12 protein-coding genes are annotated in these 15,870 nt (G+C 40.3%); 7 read left to right on the forward strand and 5 right to left on the reverse strand.

Annotated elements, in window-relative coordinates; genetic code table 11:
• Positions 1 to 80: 80 nt before the first annotated feature.
• Both LJE11_RS16980 and LJE11_RS16985 read left to right on the forward strand, forming a co-directional pair.
• Entirely contained in the window at positions 81 to 683 is a 603-nt protein-coding gene (locus LJE11_RS16980) for an alpha/beta hydrolase (protein WP_008707489.1), read from the forward strand.
• A 61-nt stretch (positions 684 to 744) separates the two neighbouring features.
• Positions 745 to 1,113, forward strand: coding sequence for a hypothetical protein (locus LJE11_RS16985; protein ID WP_008704212.1), 369 nt, complete (start codon positions 745 to 747; stop codon positions 1,111 to 1,113).
• Between the two features lie 156 nt (positions 1,114 to 1,269).
• Here the strand turns inward: LJE11_RS16985 and LJE11_RS16990 are convergent, their stop codons facing one another.
• Complete coding sequence (locus tag LJE11_RS16990; RefSeq protein WP_020994092.1) at positions 1,270 to 2,496, reverse strand: MFS transporter; 1,227 nt, start codon at positions 2,494 to 2,496, stop codon at positions 1,270 to 1,272.
• Between the two features lie 164 nt (positions 2,497 to 2,660).
• Here LJE11_RS16990 and LJE11_RS16995 point away from each other — a divergent pair, with 164 nt between their 5' ends.
• Positions 2,661 to 3,548, forward strand: coding sequence for an AraC family transcriptional regulator (locus tag LJE11_RS16995; protein WP_020994091.1), 888 nt, complete (start codon positions 2,661 to 2,663; stop codon positions 3,546 to 3,548).
• Between the two features lie 67 nt (positions 3,549 to 3,615).
• Here the strand turns inward: LJE11_RS16995 and hcp are convergent, their stop codons facing one another.
• Positions 3,616 to 5,214 (reverse strand): hydroxylamine reductase, encoded by a 1,599-nt coding sequence (hcp, locus tag LJE11_RS17000; protein WP_008704209.1) that lies wholly within the window; start codon positions 5,212 to 5,214, stop codon positions 3,616 to 3,618.
• A 14-nt stretch (positions 5,215 to 5,228) separates the two neighbouring features.
• A complete protein-coding gene (locus LJE11_RS17005) occupies positions 5,229 to 5,948 on the reverse strand; it encodes a 4Fe-4S binding protein (protein ID WP_008704208.1) in 720 nt (239 codons plus the stop codon).
• A gap of 96 nt (positions 5,949 to 6,044) precedes the next feature.
• On the opposite strand from LJE11_RS17005, the gene LJE11_RS17010 reads away from it, so the two are divergent.
• From LJE11_RS17010 to LJE11_RS17025, 4 genes are all read left to right on the forward strand, one after another.
• Positions 6,045 to 6,737: a Crp/Fnr family transcriptional regulator gene (locus LJE11_RS17010; RefSeq protein WP_008704207.1), complete on the forward strand. Its 693-nt coding sequence runs from the start codon at positions 6,045 to 6,047 to the stop codon at positions 6,735 to 6,737.
• 381 nt (positions 6,738 to 7,118) lie between these two features.
• Positions 7,119 to 9,782, forward strand: a complete 2,664-nt coding sequence (locus tag LJE11_RS17015) for a GAF domain-containing hybrid sensor histidine kinase/response regulator (RefSeq protein WP_008704206.1) — start codon at positions 7,119 to 7,121, stop codon at positions 9,780 to 9,782.
• 36 nt (positions 9,783 to 9,818) lie between these two features.
• Positions 9,819 to 11,879 (forward strand): ATP-binding protein, encoded by a 2,061-nt coding sequence (locus tag LJE11_RS17020; protein ID WP_008704205.1) that lies wholly within the window; start codon positions 9,819 to 9,821, stop codon positions 11,877 to 11,879.
• A gap of 183 nt (positions 11,880 to 12,062) precedes the next feature.
• Positions 12,063 to 13,112, forward strand: a complete 1,050-nt coding sequence (locus LJE11_RS17025; RefSeq protein ID WP_008704203.1) for an NAD(P)H-dependent flavin oxidoreductase — start codon at positions 12,063 to 12,065, stop codon at positions 13,110 to 13,112.
• 110 nt (positions 13,113 to 13,222) lie between these two features.
• Here LJE11_RS17025 and LJE11_RS17030 read toward each other — a convergent pair whose 3' ends face one another.
• Complete coding sequence (locus tag LJE11_RS17030; protein ID WP_118633711.1) at positions 13,223 to 14,584, reverse strand: MATE family efflux transporter; 1,362 nt, start codon at positions 14,582 to 14,584, stop codon at positions 13,223 to 13,225.
• Positions 14,585 to 14,867: 283 nt separating this feature from the next.
• On the reverse strand, positions 14,868 to 15,674 hold the full coding sequence (locus LJE11_RS17035) for a transglutaminase domain-containing protein (RefSeq protein ID WP_025579600.1): 807 nt from the start codon (positions 15,672 to 15,674) through the stop codon (positions 14,868 to 14,870).
• Positions 15,675 to 15,870: the final 196 nt, after the last annotated feature.

The raw sequence follows: 15,870 nt of genomic DNA on the forward strand, positions 1-15,870 counted from the left end.
AAAAAGAAAGCTGCGCCACAGCCTTGGCAAGCCATCGCGCAGCGATTTTGTTCAATTTGAATTTGTGGAGGATAACTATTGTGGATAAAGCAGTTATTTATATACATGGAAAAGGTGGTAATGCTGAAGAAGCTATTCATTACAAACCGCTCTTTAGTAATTGTGATGTGATTGGTCTCGACTATACTGCACAGTTTCCATGGGAAGCAAAAGAAGAATTTCCATTACTTTTTAATTCAATTTATAGAAACTACAAGACTGTTGAAGTAATTGCCAATAGCATTGGAGCGTATTTTGCTATCAATGCCTTATCAAATCAGCAAATAGAGAAAGCATATTTTATTTCGCCCGTTGTAGATATGGAAAGGCTTATTGCTGATATGATGATTTGGGCAAATGTTACAGAGGATGAACTCAAAGAGAAAAAAGAAATTCAGACAACCTTTGGAGAGACTCTTTCATGGGATTATCTTTGCTATGCAAGAGAAAATCCTATTATATGGGAAATCCCAACGCACATTTTGTATGGTGAAAAAGATAATTTTACCGCTTATGGAACGATATTTGAATTTGTACAGAGGACTAATTCAACACTTTCTATTATGAAAAATGGAGAGCATTGGTTTCATACGGATGAACAAATGAAATTTCTTGATGAATGGATAATAAAATCTTCCAAATAAATTCAAGTTTTATTGATTAGGAAATTGGGGAGTTATGCATTTTGTAAAGGGGGATCTATAAATGAAAACGTGTTGTTTGGTATGGGAAATTCCTGTAATAGAGGGAGAACATTATAATCCAATTATGAATGTCATTTATATGCAAAAAGCAAAGAAATTTTTGAATCAACTAAATCGATATTTTCAGGATGAGAATATGGATTGGAAGTGTGTTTTAGACCGTTCAGCATGTACTTATAATGAGATTTTTTCCAGTGAAAATCAAGCAGTTATTTTTGTTCCGGAAGCTAAAACAAGACAATGGTTATATAAAAAAGAAATTCAGGCTGTAAGTATTCCAAAATATTATTTGGATTTTGCAGAATATAATGAAGGAAAGTTGGATAAAATAGCAATTTTTTTTATGAACTTAAAAAATGATATACAATAGATTTACTTGTTATGGAGCAATGATATGTTTTGAAGGTAGAAAAAATTACAGGGAAAAGAAAGAAACCAAAGTAAAAAGCCGATGCGGGACTTTTGAATCCAGTATCGGCTTTATTGATCTTACAGAGGTTTTGAAAAATTTACTTTTAATGGTTCATCAATGCTTTGATATTTGGGGCTGTGTGGATTTTTTTCGATACAGCAGGAATAACATAAACAATAGAATTACTGGAAAAATAAGTCCGAATCCCATGCCGATCCTAATATTATTTCCGGCATTCTGGGTGATACGACCAACAATTCCAGGTCCAATGCTGCCACCTAAATCTCCTGCCATGGCAAGAAGAGAAAACATAGCCGTTCCACCTGTTGGAAAAGTTTTTGAGGAAATACTGATTGTTCCAGGCCACATGATTCCAACTGAAAATCCACATGCAATACAACCGATAAGTCCGATAATCGGGCTGGATGACAAAGCGGCAAGTAGATAACAGACAACGCATAATATGCCTGAACCACTCATAAACTTCATTAAATCTAACTGTTCTCCATATTTTCCAAAAATTATACGGCTGATTCCCATTGTTACTGCAAACATACATGGACCTGCTAAATCTCCCAGGGCTTTTGACAATCCCAGTGCAGCTTCTGCATAAGCAGATGCCCATTGAGCCATTGCAAGCTCAGAAGCTCCGGAACAGATCATCAGACATATTGCAACCCAGAAAAATGGTCTGGAAAACAGATTCTTAATTCCCATTCCGGAACCATTGTCAACCAGAGGTTCAATAGGACAGGTCATGAAGTTATAAGTATTAACTGCAGGAATGATTGCCCATATTACGGCGAGCCATTTCCAGTTGTCTATTCCAAATATCAGGAAAAATAAGCTGGAAATCAAAATTGTCCCAACAGCTCCCCAACAGTAAAAGGAATGGAGCAGACTCATAGTTGCTTCTTTGTTTTCAAATGGACAGGCCTCGATAATAGGGCTGCAAAGTACTTCTATTAAACCACTTCCGATGGCATAAACAATAACACTACATATAATTCCAATAAAAGGATCAGGTAAAAAATCAGGTAAAAATGCCAGTCCAAGCAGACCCAGTGCAGAAAATATTTCTGATGTAACAATGCACACACGATATCCGATATGATCTACGAATTTGGCACAGAACAGGTCAACCAGAAGCTGTGTGAAAAAGAAGAAAGTGGATATCAGAGCAATGTTACCGAGAGAAATATGGTAGTCACTGTGAAATTTCAAAAAAAGAAGCGGTGCGAAGTTTGCAGCAATAGCCTGTGTGATAAAGCCCATATAACAGGCAAGTTTTGTCTTATGGTAGTCAGCTTTTTTTATAGAATTCCCCAATTTAAAAATCATAAGAATACCTCTTTTCTTTTTTTGCTTGATTATATAGCAAATATTAGATATATACATTGAATTAAATTGTAGAAATACTGTATAATATCGTAAAAAAGAAAGAATGTGATATGGAGATGGATTATAATAAAATATATAATAAGATACTTACAGACGAGGAGTTCATGGAAATTAAACAGCATGGAAGTAGTGACTATCCATTCCAGTATTATTATGATAATCTGGAATTGTTTGATTTTCATTGTATTGAGTGGCACTGGCACAGAGAATTTGAGTTTTTATATGTGGAGTCCGGAGAAGTTACATGCGGAATAGGAGAAAAACAGATTATATTGTCAGAAGGAGAAGCAATTTTTATTAATTCTAAAATATTGCACCGCTTTTACGCACCATCAGGTGGTATCATTCCTAACTTTGTATGTATGCCGGAATTTATTGCACCGGAGAACAGCCTGATCTATAAGAAATATATCTTGCCAATCATTTCATCGAATATATATTTCCAGCGTTTTCAGACTGATGAACTATGGCAGACAAAGATTATACAAACTATGATAAAAATAATGGAAATACAGGGAAATGAGAAAATAAGAGAACTTGCTACTTTGGCATTGATGCAGGATTTATGGCTGACTTTTTATGAAAATGTAAAGTTATCTGATAAAGGAGATGTACAGACAGTTGATGAAGTTGCACAGAAAAGAGTGCAGTTAATCATGCAATATATACATGAAAACTATAATCACAATTTGTCTCTGGATGAAATTGCTTCACATATAGGAATCAGCAAAAGTACTGCACTTAATTTGTTCCACCGGTTTTTACATACTACACCGGTTAATTATCTGATAGGATATCGACTTCAGGCAGCTTCCTGGTTATTGAAAAATACGAATAAAAAAGTAAAAACGATCGCCTATGAAAGTGGATTTCATAACGTTGATTATTTTTGCAGATTGTTTAAAAAACGTTATCATTTAACCCCATCAGAATATCGCTGCACATGTTTAAAATTGTTGTCGGCAGATCCGAGTCTTCAGACCCATAAATAAAGCCGATGCGGGACTTTGGAATCCTGTATCGGCTTTGTTAATTTGCGAAGATTTTGAAAAATTTATTTTACTGGTTCATTAGTGCTTTGATGTCTTCTTCCGGTGTGGTGATAGGTGCAATACCATAATTTTCCACCAGATAGTTCAGAATATTAGGAGACAGGAACGCCGGAAGAGAAGGACCAAGACGGATGTTCTTGATACCCAGGTGTAAAAGTGTCAGCAGGATACAGACTGCTTTTTGTTCATACCAGGAGAGAACGAAGGAAAGCGGAAGCTCATTTACAGAACATCCAAATGCATCCGCAAGTGCCACAGCAACCTGGATTGCACCATAAGCATCATTACACTGGCCCATATCCATCAGTCGTGGCAGACCACCGATTTCTCCCAGCTCAAGATCATTGAAACGGAATTTTCCACATGCCAGGGTGAGAACGATACTGTCAGAAGGTGTCTGTTTCACGAATTCCGTATAATAGTTTCGACCCGGTTTGGCACCATCACAGCCGGCAACCAGGAAGAAATGGCGGATAGCGCCTGATTTTACTGCTTCTACTACAGTATCTGCATGGGACAGAATGGCTGCATGTCCGAAACCGGTTGTCACTTTCGTACCGCCGTTGATGCCTGTGCGTGTCTGATCTTCTTTGTAACCACCCAGTTCCAGTGCTTTTTCAATAACCGGTGTGAAATTTTTCTTCTCGTCGATATGAACAGCGCCTGGGAAAGCAACCACTTCTGTTGTAAATACTCTGTCAGCATAACTGCTTTTTGGCGGCATCAGACAGTTGGTGGTGTAAAGGATCGGAGCCGGAAGATGATCAAACTCTTTCTGCTGATTCTGCCATGCAGTTCCGAAATTTCCTTTTAAGTGAGAGAATTTCTTTAAGAGTGGATAGGCATGGGCAGGGAGCATTTCACCGTGGGTATAGATGTTGATTCCTTTTCCTTCTGTCTGTTCAAGTAAAAGCTGCAGATCCTTCAGATCATGACCGGTTACTACAATAAATGGTCCCTTTTCTACGGTAAGTGTAACTGCAGTCGGTTCCGGTGTTCCATAGGTTTTGGTATTTGCCTTGTCAAGAAGTGCCATACATTTCAGATTGATTTCCCCTACTTTCAGTACAGTAGGAAGCAGTGTATCCATACTTTCTTCATAACCAATCTTAAATAATGCTTCGCAGAAGAAACGGTTTACTTCAGCATCTTCATAATTCAGAACATTTGCATGATAAGCATAGGCTGCCATTCCGCGAATCCCGAAAAGAATAAGGGACTTCAGGGAGCGGATATCTTCATCTGCATTCCACAGCTGTTGCATGTCATATTCGTCTGATTTACCGCAAGGTGACTGACATTTACTGCAGCCAGGAACCAGTCTTTCTTTTTCTGCTCTGACTTTTTGTATCATATTTTCGATTGCTGCATCGTCAAAACTCACATTTGTAACGGTAGTAAACAGTCCTTCAATTATGATCTGACTGGTACTTTTGGAAATAGCTGCTGCGCTATCGACAGCCCTTGCCAGACCGATCAACGCACCTGTCAGCTCATCCTGTAATTTGGCAGTGCCTGCCTTTTTTCCGCAGACACCTGCATTTCCTGTGCAGCCGGTGCATCCCACTGTCTGTTCACACTGATAACAAAACATTTTTTTATCCATTGTCGTATCCTCCTTTATTCTATAATATTTCCATCGATACCTATGGTTATAACCTGCCAGGGAATGAATTTTCCACTATTCTGAAGTGCTTTTCTGGTTGCCATCTCAAGTCCGCCACAGCATGGAACTTCCATTCTTACAATCGTCACACTTTGAATATCGTTATTTTGGATTATTGCAGTCAGTTTCTCGCTATAATCCACCTGATCCAATTTAGGACAGCCGATTAATGTTACCTTATTTCGGATAAAATCCTGATGAAAGCCTGCGTAAGCGTAAGCAGTACAATCGGCTGCGATTAAAAGCTTTGCGCCGTTAAAATATGGGGCACTGACAGGTGCCAGCTTAATCTGTACCGGCCAGTTCTGAAGATTGGATACCTGACCTGTGGTTGAAGATGGTTTTCCTGATTTGGGTATTTCTGATCGCTGAATCTGCATGCTTTTAGACCCGGGACAGCCGGCATGAGCAGTTATTGCCTGATTTTTGGCAAATATTTTTTTCTGTGCTTCTTTCACAGCCTCTTCATCATATTCAGGTGCTTCCCGTTCCTCAAAGGAAATGGCACCTGTGGGACACTCCGGGAGGCAATCCCCCAGTCCGTCACAGAAATGTTCTCTCACCAATTCTGCTTTTCCATTAATGATATCAATGGCACTTTCGTGGCAGGCATCTGCACAGGCGCCGCAGCCATTGCATTTTTCTTTATCGATTCGAATAATCTTTCTTATCATTTTACCTCCGTCAATAGATTTAACTTTTGTTTCTGTCGGCATTATAGTATGATAAATACAACTTGTATGTTTGATTTCCAACAAGGAGGAATGATTTTGAAAAAATATTTACCCATTTTAAAAAACAGTCCATTCTTTACAGGCCTTACTGATAACGAGATATTATCTATACTGCATTGTGTAAAAGCAACAGCAGTTTCCCAAAAACGAGATTCTTATATTTTCAGAGCAGGAGATTCTACTGAGGTAATGGGACTTGTGGTGTCCGGCTGTGTTCTTGTTATTCAGGAAGACCTTTGGGGGCATCGGAATATTCTGTCGAAATGTCATACCGGTGATTTCTTTGGTGAGCCATATGCAGCAAGCCCGGGTGCTGTTCTGAATGTCAGTGTGGTGGCAGATACGGATTGTGAGATTATCCTGCTAAATGTCCAAAGGCTTCTGATTTCCTGCCCGACTGCATGCGAACACCATCAGAAGCTGATCCGCAACCTGGTCAGTGTCCTGGCAAATAAGATACTAATCCTGAACGACAAAATCACACATGTGGGAAAGCGAACGACAAGGGATAAACTATTGTCCTATCTGTCGGCAGAGTCTATCAGACATTCATCGTTATCCTTTGATATTCCTTTTGACCGGCAGCAGTTGGCAGATTATCTGTGCATTGACCGCGCGGCAATGTCTACGGAGATATCAAAGCTACAGAAAGAAGGTTTTATAAAAACAAATAGAAATCATTTTGAATTGACTGTTTGTAATAATTCGGATTCTGAAATAAAAGTGTGATATCCATCATGAAAAATTGTGTATTACAGTTATGTCAAGTGGATATTCGCAATTGAAGCAGGGGACTTACTTGATTCGGTTAAACTTTCGTGTGACAAACGTAGCTGTCTGTGATATTATAAAAGTGATATAAGCGAAAATGACTTTTGCAGAAACGAAAGTATCTTTAAATGATATTTACAAATATACTTCCTCTAATGGCTTAAAGGGAAGTTTTATGGATACGGAACGGTATGAGTACAAATGAGCAGGAAACAGTAATGTCAATGCTGTATGGACTTCAGAAGTAGGAGAACAGTTCGAACGTATGTATCGGCTGTTCTTTTTTTGTTTTCAGGCATTAATGCGGTAGTATTTTCTATATAAGTGTTGGGAGATTATATGAAAAAGTTTAAGGCAAACGATAATAAGAGTGAAGAACATGAGATCAACTACAGACAATTCAACAAAAAGCTGGAACTGCTGAATCAGATCCTGTCTCTGATATCAGACATCAATCAGGCATCAGATGAGAAAGAAGTGAAGGACTGTATTCCTGCATTGCTTCAATACACCGGCGAATATACAGATGCAGACAGAGTATATATTTTTGAACTGATGTCTGAAAAACAGGATTATTACAGCAATACCTTCGAATGGTGCAGAGAGGGGATCGTCCCCCAGATTGACAATCTGATTCGTATTTCTGCCGATAGTATGCCGGTGTGGCATGAGAAATTTCTTCGTGGAGAAACTATAATTATTCATGATCTGGAGAAAATATGTGAAACTATGCCTTCGGAATATGACATTCTGAAGGTTCAGGATATTCATTCTCTGCTGGTTTTACCTTTGTTTGCAAATACGCAGTTGAGCGGTTTTATCGGTCTGGATAATCCGGATCTGGTTAATCCCGGTGTTTCCATATCGCTTCTTTCCAATGCAGGCGGACATCTTGCCAGTACATTGAACAATCTGCGCATGTTCAGGATGCTTGAGGAAAAACAGAAAACACTGGAGAGCAATCTGGAGGAACTTCAGAAGGAGAAGCATATCCTGGAAGCTCTCTGCGTAGATTATACCTCATTTTATTTATGTGATCTGGCAAATGATACTCTGGAAACGATCAAACAGAGCATACTTTCCAATGGTACAGAGATTGATGAGATGACGGAGCAGAAATCCAGTTATACCTCCAGAATCAGATATTATTATGATCATTACGTAATCCGGGAATCAGCACCGGATTTCCTCCGGAAGATGGAACGTCACGCTCTCATAGAGTATCTGCAGAATCACAAGCGTTTTGCGTATCGTTATCAGTCAGTGAAAAACCATGCCGGACATGAGTATTTTGAATTACAGGTGATCCGCCTGGAGACAGGCAACAGGGATGATTATAAGATCATTATGGGATTTCGCTATATTGATGATATTGTGCAGGAGGATATGAAAAAGAAGCAGCAGATGGAAGAGACTATGGCTGACCTGAAACTGAATAATGAGATTATCTCTGCAATCAGCAAAATGTACCGGATCATTTACCGGATGGATCTGATCCATGATACCTATGAGGAGATTTCCAGCCAGGAATCCATGCACCGTCTGACCGGCAGAAGTGGAAAGACTTCTGTTCAGTTTACAAAAGCCAGAGAAAAATTCATAGCCCCCGAATTTCAGGAAAGAATGAGAGAATTTCTGGATGTTTCCACTCTGGCAGAGCGTCTGAAGAACAGAGAGGAGGTTTCCACAGAATACAGAGCCATAACCGGAGTCTGGTATCAGGCAAGATTTATTGTAAAGCTTCGAAATGAAGCAGGGGAAGTGACTAATGTTCTCTATGTGACGAGAGATATTAATGACCAGAAAATATCTGAGCTGGAGAGCCGGGAAGAACTGAGAAGAACCGCTCAGGAGGCAGAGAAAGCCAATCTGGCAAAGACAGATTTCCTGAGGAGAATGAGCCATGATGTCCGTACACCGATCAACGGGATCCAGGGCTGTGTGGATATTGCGGACCGTTATCCGGATGATCTGGAGCTTCAGCAGGAAGCACGTACCAGAATCAGGACTGCTTCCAGTTATCTTTTAAATCTTGTCAATGATGTGCTGGATATGAATAAGCTGGAATCCGGCAATATACAGCTTGAGAGAAAGCACTTTAATCTGCTGGAACTTTTGCATAATACGAATGAAATCATCAGGATGCAGGCAAATGAAGCTGGTGTTAATTATTATGTAGAAGCTGGAGAAATCATCCATACACAGCTGATAGGAAGTCCGGTACATTTCCAGCAGATATTGATGAATATCGGCAGCAATGCAGTAAAATATAATCATGATGGCGGTTCTGTGACAGTTACCTGTCGTGAGATTTCCTATACGGATACCATTGCGGAATATGAACTGACCTGTACAGATACCGGGATCGGCATGAGTGAGGAATTTCAGAAAAGGGCATTTGAGCCTTTTGCCCAGGAGGGGCAGTCAGCCAGAACAAAATATGCAGGTACCGGTCTGGGTCTTGCCATTGCCAGAAAACTGACAGAACTGCAGGAAGGAACTCTTTTCTTTGAGAGCATACAGGGAAAAGGAACCAAATTTATTCTCCATATTTCTTTTGAAATCTCTGCAGAGGAACCGGAAAAGAAATCTCATATGTATCAGAACTGTTCAGTAGAGGGGATTCAGGTTCTGCTGGTGGAAGACAATGAGCTGAATATGGAAATTGCTGAGTTTCTGCTGAAAGAAGAAAAAATGATAGTGACAAAGGCATGGAATGGACGGGAAGCCGTAGAAATCTTTGAGAATTCAGAGCCCGGATACTTTGATGTGATTCTGATGGATCTGATGATGCCACAAATGGGAGGTCTGGAAGCTACCCGCAGAATCAGAAAAATGGATCGAGAGGATGCGGAATCTATCCCCATTTTTGCTATGACAGCCAATGCCTTTTTGGATGATATTGCACAGAGTAAAGCAGCAGGAATGAACGAACATTTTTCAAAACCCCTTCAAATGGAGAAAGTGATAGATACCATACGATTTTATTGCACAGCCCGATGAGAAACAGTTGGAAGAAAACATAACGAGGAAAATTCAATGAAAATAAATAGTACAGCTGCTAAACATATTAAAAAATACTGCTATATTATAGGACTTCTCTCTTTCCTGATCGCATTTTTTGCGTGTAGTCAGATGCTCCGATATCAGGAAAAGGAAAAAAAAGCATCGGGAACTTATATGGCACAAAGCACGATAAGGAGAGTCAAGGCAAAGCTGGACAATTATATAATGATTTCTGATTTTCTGGGAAATTATATCATTGATGGATCGGATATGGATGAAAACACTTTTTCAGAACTGGCAGAAAAGATTCCTAATGAGGAAGGTGTGGTAAAGGCGTTTGAGCTGGCACCGGAAGGAATCATAACCGAAATCTATCCTATGCAGGGAAATTCAGAGGCTCTTGGACTGGATGTTCTGAGGGAACACGAACGGAAAAAAGATGCAGTTCTGGCTAAGGAAACCGGGGAATATACACTTGGCGGTCCCTATCAGTTAAAGCAGGGAGGAACCGGAGCATTACTTTTTAAACCGGTTTATCGAACCGATAATTTCGGAGAGAGTAGTTTCTGGGGATTTGTACTCCAGGTAATTGACTGGGATCGTTTCATGAGTGATATAAATCTGAAATCTTTAAGTGAGGCAGATTTCAGTTATAAGATCTGGTCTTATGACAGAAGCAGTGGAGATAAGGTTATTCTTGCCCAGAGTCAGGATGATATGCCGGAAAACAGCCTGACGATAGAATGTGAGATCCCGAATAACACATGGTATTTTGATATTGCGCCTTCCAATGGGTGGACTCCGGTTTCTCAATGGATTCTTTCCATAATTGCTTCTTATATATTCTCGTTGCTGATCGCTATGGTTTTTTATCAGATATCCAGCAAAAAACACAGAGAAAAACAATATGCTGCTGAGCTTGAGAAAGCGGCAGAACTGGCGAAAAGTGCCAATGAAGCAAAAACACGATTTCTGTTTAATATGAGCCATGATATCCGGACGCCAATGAATGCGATCATAGGTTTTTCCGGATTACTGGAAAAGAACCTTCAAAACGAGGAAAAGGCAAAAGAATATCTGGGAAAGATCTGTTCTTCCGGAAATCTGCTGATGACGATTATTAACCAGATCCTGGAGATAGCCCGTATTGAAAGCGGCACTACAGCTCTGCAGCTGAAAGCAGAGGATATAAACACATTATTTCATACGGTAAACACAGTATTTGAGGAAGATGTAAGGAAGAAGAACCTGCAGTATTCGGTAGATTTGGATGTATATCATACCTTTATCCTTTGTGACAGGGTGAAACTTCAGGAGATAATGCTGAACATCATCAGCAATGCGATAAAGTATACGTCAGATGGGCATGGGGTTCATGTAAAGATATATGAGAAGGATTCAGAGGATCCCCGGAAAGCCCGGCTCATTTTTACCTGTGAAGATACAGGCATTGGCATGAGCGAGGAATATCTTCCACATATCTTTGAAGAATTTTCCAGAGAGCATACAACCACAGAGAACAAGGTCGCTGGTACAGGACTGGGTCTTCCTATTGTAAAATCCATGATCGAGTTGATGGGAGGAAGTATCCGGGTAGAAAGTACGCAGGGCGCCGGGACAAAATTCACTGTAGATATTTCTTTTGATACAGCATCAGAAGAGGATGTATACAGGAATCAGATATCTGAACAGCCGGATGCATTAAAGAGGATGGAAGGAAAACGTATTCTTCTTGCAGAAGATAATGATCTGAATGCAGAAATTGCGATAGAACTGCTTGCGGAACAAAAGATTATTGCAGACCGCGCAATGGATGGAGCTGATTGTCTGGATAAGCTGGAGAAAGCAGCTTCCGGATATTATGATATGATTCTTATGGATATTCAGATGCCGGTGATGGATGGATATGACGCTACAGCCAGGATACGCAGAATGAAAGATGAGGAGAAAGCTTCCATACCCATTATAGCAATGACAGCAAACGCCTTTGCAGAGGACAGACAAAAGGCGATATCGACCGGAATGAATGATCATGTGGCAAAACCAATTGATATGAAGGTACTTTTACCGGTGATGGCAAAATATATCAGATAGAATAAATCCGCCGATATGATTACACAAGTTGATCGTATCAGCGGATTTTTTGTCAAAATCTGTGGACTTATATAGTATTAAAAACTATATAAACTGGTTTCTCTTGACAAGAACAAATATTATGATATACTTTGAATATCAAAATATTTAAAACACAAACAAAATAACAGGAGAAGAATCACAATGAAGAATTTCAAAATAGGAGATAAAATCACAAGAGTTCCATTGATCCAGGGGGGAATGGGAGTTGGGATCAGTCTTGGCAGACTTGCAGGTTCTGTTGCGAAAGCAGGAGGAGTTGGTATTATTTCCACTGCACAGATCGGCTACAGGGAAGAAGATTTCGACAGAAATCCGGCAGCAGCCAACGAACGCGCCATTGCCGGTGAAATGAAAAAGGCCCGTGAGATTTCAGGAGATGGAATTATAGGATACAATATTATGGTTGCACTGAAAGAATATGCATCTCACGTAAAGGCTGCAGTAAAAGCCGGTGCAGACATCATTATCTCCGGTGCGGGGCTTCCCACAGAGCTTCCGGAACTGGTAAAAGGAAGTCTGACAAAGATTGCCCCTATCGTATCTACAGAAAAATCTGCAAAAGTAATCCTGAAATACTGGGACAGAAAATACAAAAGAACTGCAGATCTGGTAGTGATCGAAGGTCCTCAGGCAGGCGGACACCTTGGCTTTCATAAAGAAGAGCTGGAGAAATATACTGAAGAATCCTACAGTGAAGAAATAAAGAAAATCATCACAACAGTAAAAAGTTACGCAGAGAAATATGGGACAGAAATTCCAGTGATCGTAGCAGGTGGTATCTATAACAGAGAAGATGTCCAAAAAGTGGATAATCTGGGTGCTGACGGCATTCAGGTAGCTACCCGTTTTATTACAACGGAAGAATGTGACGCAGACATCCGCTATAAAGAAGCTCATTTAAAAGCAAAAGAATCCGACATTGCCATTGTAAAAAGCCCTGTTGGAATGCCAGGTCGTGCCATTATGAACAAATTCATGACCCGTGTCATGAACGGCGAACAGATTCCACACAGTTCCTGTCATGGATGTCTTGTAAAATGCAGCCCCAAAGAAATACCTTACTGTATTACTGACGGACTGATCAATGCAGTAAAAGGGAATGTAGATGAGGGACTTCTCTTCTGTGGTGCAAAAGCATGGAAAGCAGAGCGTTTGCAGACAGTACAGGAAGTAATTAATGACTTGTTTTAATCAATCAAGTAGCGAAGCGGATTGTGAATATCCGTTTGACTATAGAAATGCATAATTTAAGGGGTGAACGTTTTGTAATGTTCACCCCTTATTATGGATTTGTACAGTATTTAATTCTGAATTTCTGCCAGTGCCTTTTTAAACTGAAATGTAAATAAAACAGAGGTAAAGATCACAGCAGTAATATCTGCAATGGGTTCTGCCATATATACGCCTGTTGTTGAATCAGATATCATATGAGGCATAATATAGATCAGCGGGATCAGCAGTACAAACTTGCGGACAACAGCAACAATAATAGAGTTTACTGCCTTTCCAAGGGAGGTAAAGGTCATCTGACAGGCAATCTGGATACCGAAGAGGAACAGACCACCCAGATAGATCTTCAGCATTGGTGCAGTAAATCCAATAAGATCTGTATCAGCAGTAAAAATACTTACAAATACTCTGGGAACAAGCTGTACAGCAGCCCAGAGAAGTACAGAATATGACAGACAGGTGATCAGAAGCAAACGGAATGTTTTCTTTACTCTGTCTGCATTTTTTGCACCGTAATTATAACTGGAAATTGGCTGTGCTCCCTGCGCAATTCCCTGAAGAGGAAGCATGGCAAACTGCATAACACTGGTCAGGATGGTCATGGCTCCTACTGCAATATCACCGCCGTACCGAAGCAGGGATGAATTGAAGCAGACAGTTACAATACTTTCGCTTGACTGCATGATAAAAGCAGCAAGTCCCAGCGCGATACAGGGAAGAACGACCTTTGCCTCCAGGTGGAGATGCTTTTTCCTGAGGTGAAGCAGTGTCTTTTTGCCGCAGAGGAATGAAACTACCCAGAGTGTGGAAATCGCCTGTGAGATAACAGTTGCCAGTGCAGCACCGCGTACTCCCATATGAAAAACAAAGATAAATACAGGGTCTAAAACAATATTGCAGACAGCACCGATCAGGACGGAAACCATGGAAAATGTGGTAAATCCCTGTGCAGTGATGAATGCATTCATACCAAGGGTTAATTGTACGAACAAGGTACCGAAAGCGTAAATATGCATATAATCTGTTGCATAACTGATGGTGTTTTCACTGGCGCCAAAAGCCAGTAATAAATCTCTGCCCCAGATCAGTAAAATGGCAGTGAGGATAACAGAGATAATAATCTGAAGAATAAAACAGTTGCCTAATATATTCTCAGCAGATTTATTATCCTGTTTTCCCATGTAAATAGAAGCCCTTGGTGCGCCGCCGGAACTGACCAGTGCCGCAAATGCGGAGACGATCATGATGATGGGCATACAGACTCCCACACCTGTAAGTGCCAGGCTGCCTTCCCCCGGGATGTGGCCGATGTAAATACGGTCTACAATGTTATAAAGCATGTTGATGAGCTGGGCGATCACTGTTGGAATGGATAGCTTTAAAAGAAGCTTTCCAACAGGTTCTGTGCCCAGAAAATTTTTGTTATCCTGCATGGATGATAACCCCTTTCTTAAAAATGTTTTTGAATGAATAATATTTAATGATACGATATAAAGAAAGGAAAGTCAACTCAGGATAGAGAATTTGGGCAACGTTACTGTGAACGGAGTGAACAGTAACGAACGGAGTGAACAGTAACAGTTCCGGGACATCTGGCAGATACAGATACCCGGAACTTTTTGGATTAAGATGCGTTATTTTAGAGGATTACTATAAATCAGGCAGCGAAGCGTATAGTTTTATCTGCCTGATATGTCAGAAAATGTCCGGATGAGATCAGATTGTAATTACATACGCCCTGTTTCCTCTATAATAGGGACGTCCGTCTACACCGCTGAGGTCATAACTCATACGGTAATATCTTTCGATATGTCCTGTGCCTTTTGCCCAGTTCGGATCGCAGACTTCTCCTTTGATCTCAGCCCATCCATGACCGCCTGATGAGATAACCTTGGCTTCAAATCCGACTGCGTTAGCCAGGTAAGCAAATGCAGATGCAAAAGCGAAACAGTCGCCATGCCCCCGGTAGAACATATCCTCCGCATAGCTGACATCCCAGTTTGAGTAATAGTAACGGAAATCGTAGTCATTGCCGGTGCCACCGTATCCGTAGCTGACTGCCTTCAGATAACATCTCCATAATTTCTCTGGTTTGGACATATTTCTTTTGGTCACACGACGCATGACCTGGTTAGCTGTGACCATAAGGTTCAGTTTTCTTTTTTCTTCACTGTTATAGCGTGCTTCTCCACTTTTGGTAAGATAAATACCATTTACACGCCGGGAAGTTACCATGGAGGCATAACAGCCGTTGCGGATCTGGAAGAAATAATAATCTCCCTTGATCTTCTGCCAGCCGTTCTGCTGGATTCCCTTTTCATTAAAATAATATTTCTTTCCGCGGATCGTGACAAGTCCCTTTACAGTATGTCCGTTTTCATCATAGTAATAAATGTTTCCGCTGGGTTTGTGGTCAAATTTGTTACGTTTTTTTGATGCTGCGGATACTGAAGCTGAAAATAAAAAAGAGCAACAGATAGCAATAAGAATTGCTGAGATAGAAAATACTTTTAATTTTTTCATAGAGCACCTCCGTTCTTTATGAGCAGATATTTATTTCTGATAAATAATGTACAATGAAGAAATTATCTGCTCTAATCATAAGATATATTTTATTATATAAGACAATTTAACTGTGCGCAATATTCAATTAAGGAGAAAAAGCGTTACTGTTCACACACCACTATCCCGCGAGGTGTTTTGGCATGAATATGCCAAA

The sequence above is a fragment of the Blautia sp. DFI.1.216 genome, from assembly GCF_020594215.1.
In the GTDB taxonomy this organism is placed as follows: domain Bacteria; phylum Bacillota; class Clostridia; order Lachnospirales; family Lachnospiraceae; genus Blautia_A; species Blautia_A wexlerae.

Coding starts and splice junctions, on each gene's coding strand:
- LJE11_RS16985 (WP_008704212.1), top strand. CDS start 745: ATGAAAACGTGTTGTTTGGTATGGGAAATTCCTGTAATAGAGGGAGAA.
- LJE11_RS16990 (WP_020994092.1), bottom strand. CDS start 2,496: ATGATTTTTAAATTGGGGAATTCTATAAAAAAAGCTGACTACCATAAG.
- LJE11_RS16995 (WP_020994091.1), top strand. CDS start 2,661: ATGGAAATTAAACAGCATGGAAGTAGTGACTATCCATTCCAGTATTAT.
- hcp (WP_008704209.1), bottom strand. CDS start 5,214: ATGGATAAAAAAATGTTTTGTTATCAGTGTGAACAGACAGTGGGATGC.
- LJE11_RS17005 (WP_008704208.1), bottom strand. CDS start 5,948: ATGATAAGAAAGATTATTCGAATCGATAAAGAAAAATGCAATGGCTGC.
- LJE11_RS17015 (WP_008704206.1), top strand. CDS start 7,119: ATGAAAAAGTTTAAGGCAAACGATAATAAGAGTGAAGAACATGAGATC.
- LJE11_RS17020 (WP_008704205.1), top strand. CDS start 9,819: ATGAAAATAAATAGTACAGCTGCTAAACATATTAAAAAATACTGCTAT.
- LJE11_RS17025 (WP_008704203.1), top strand. CDS start 12,063: ATGAAGAATTTCAAAATAGGAGATAAAATCACAAGAGTTCCATTGATC.
- LJE11_RS17030 (WP_118633711.1), bottom strand. CDS start 14,584: ATGCAGGATAACAAAAATTTTCTGGGCACAGAACCTGTTGGAAAGCTT.
- LJE11_RS17035 (WP_025579600.1), bottom strand. CDS start 15,674: ATGAAAAAATTAAAAGTATTTTCTATCTCAGCAATTCTTATTGCTATC.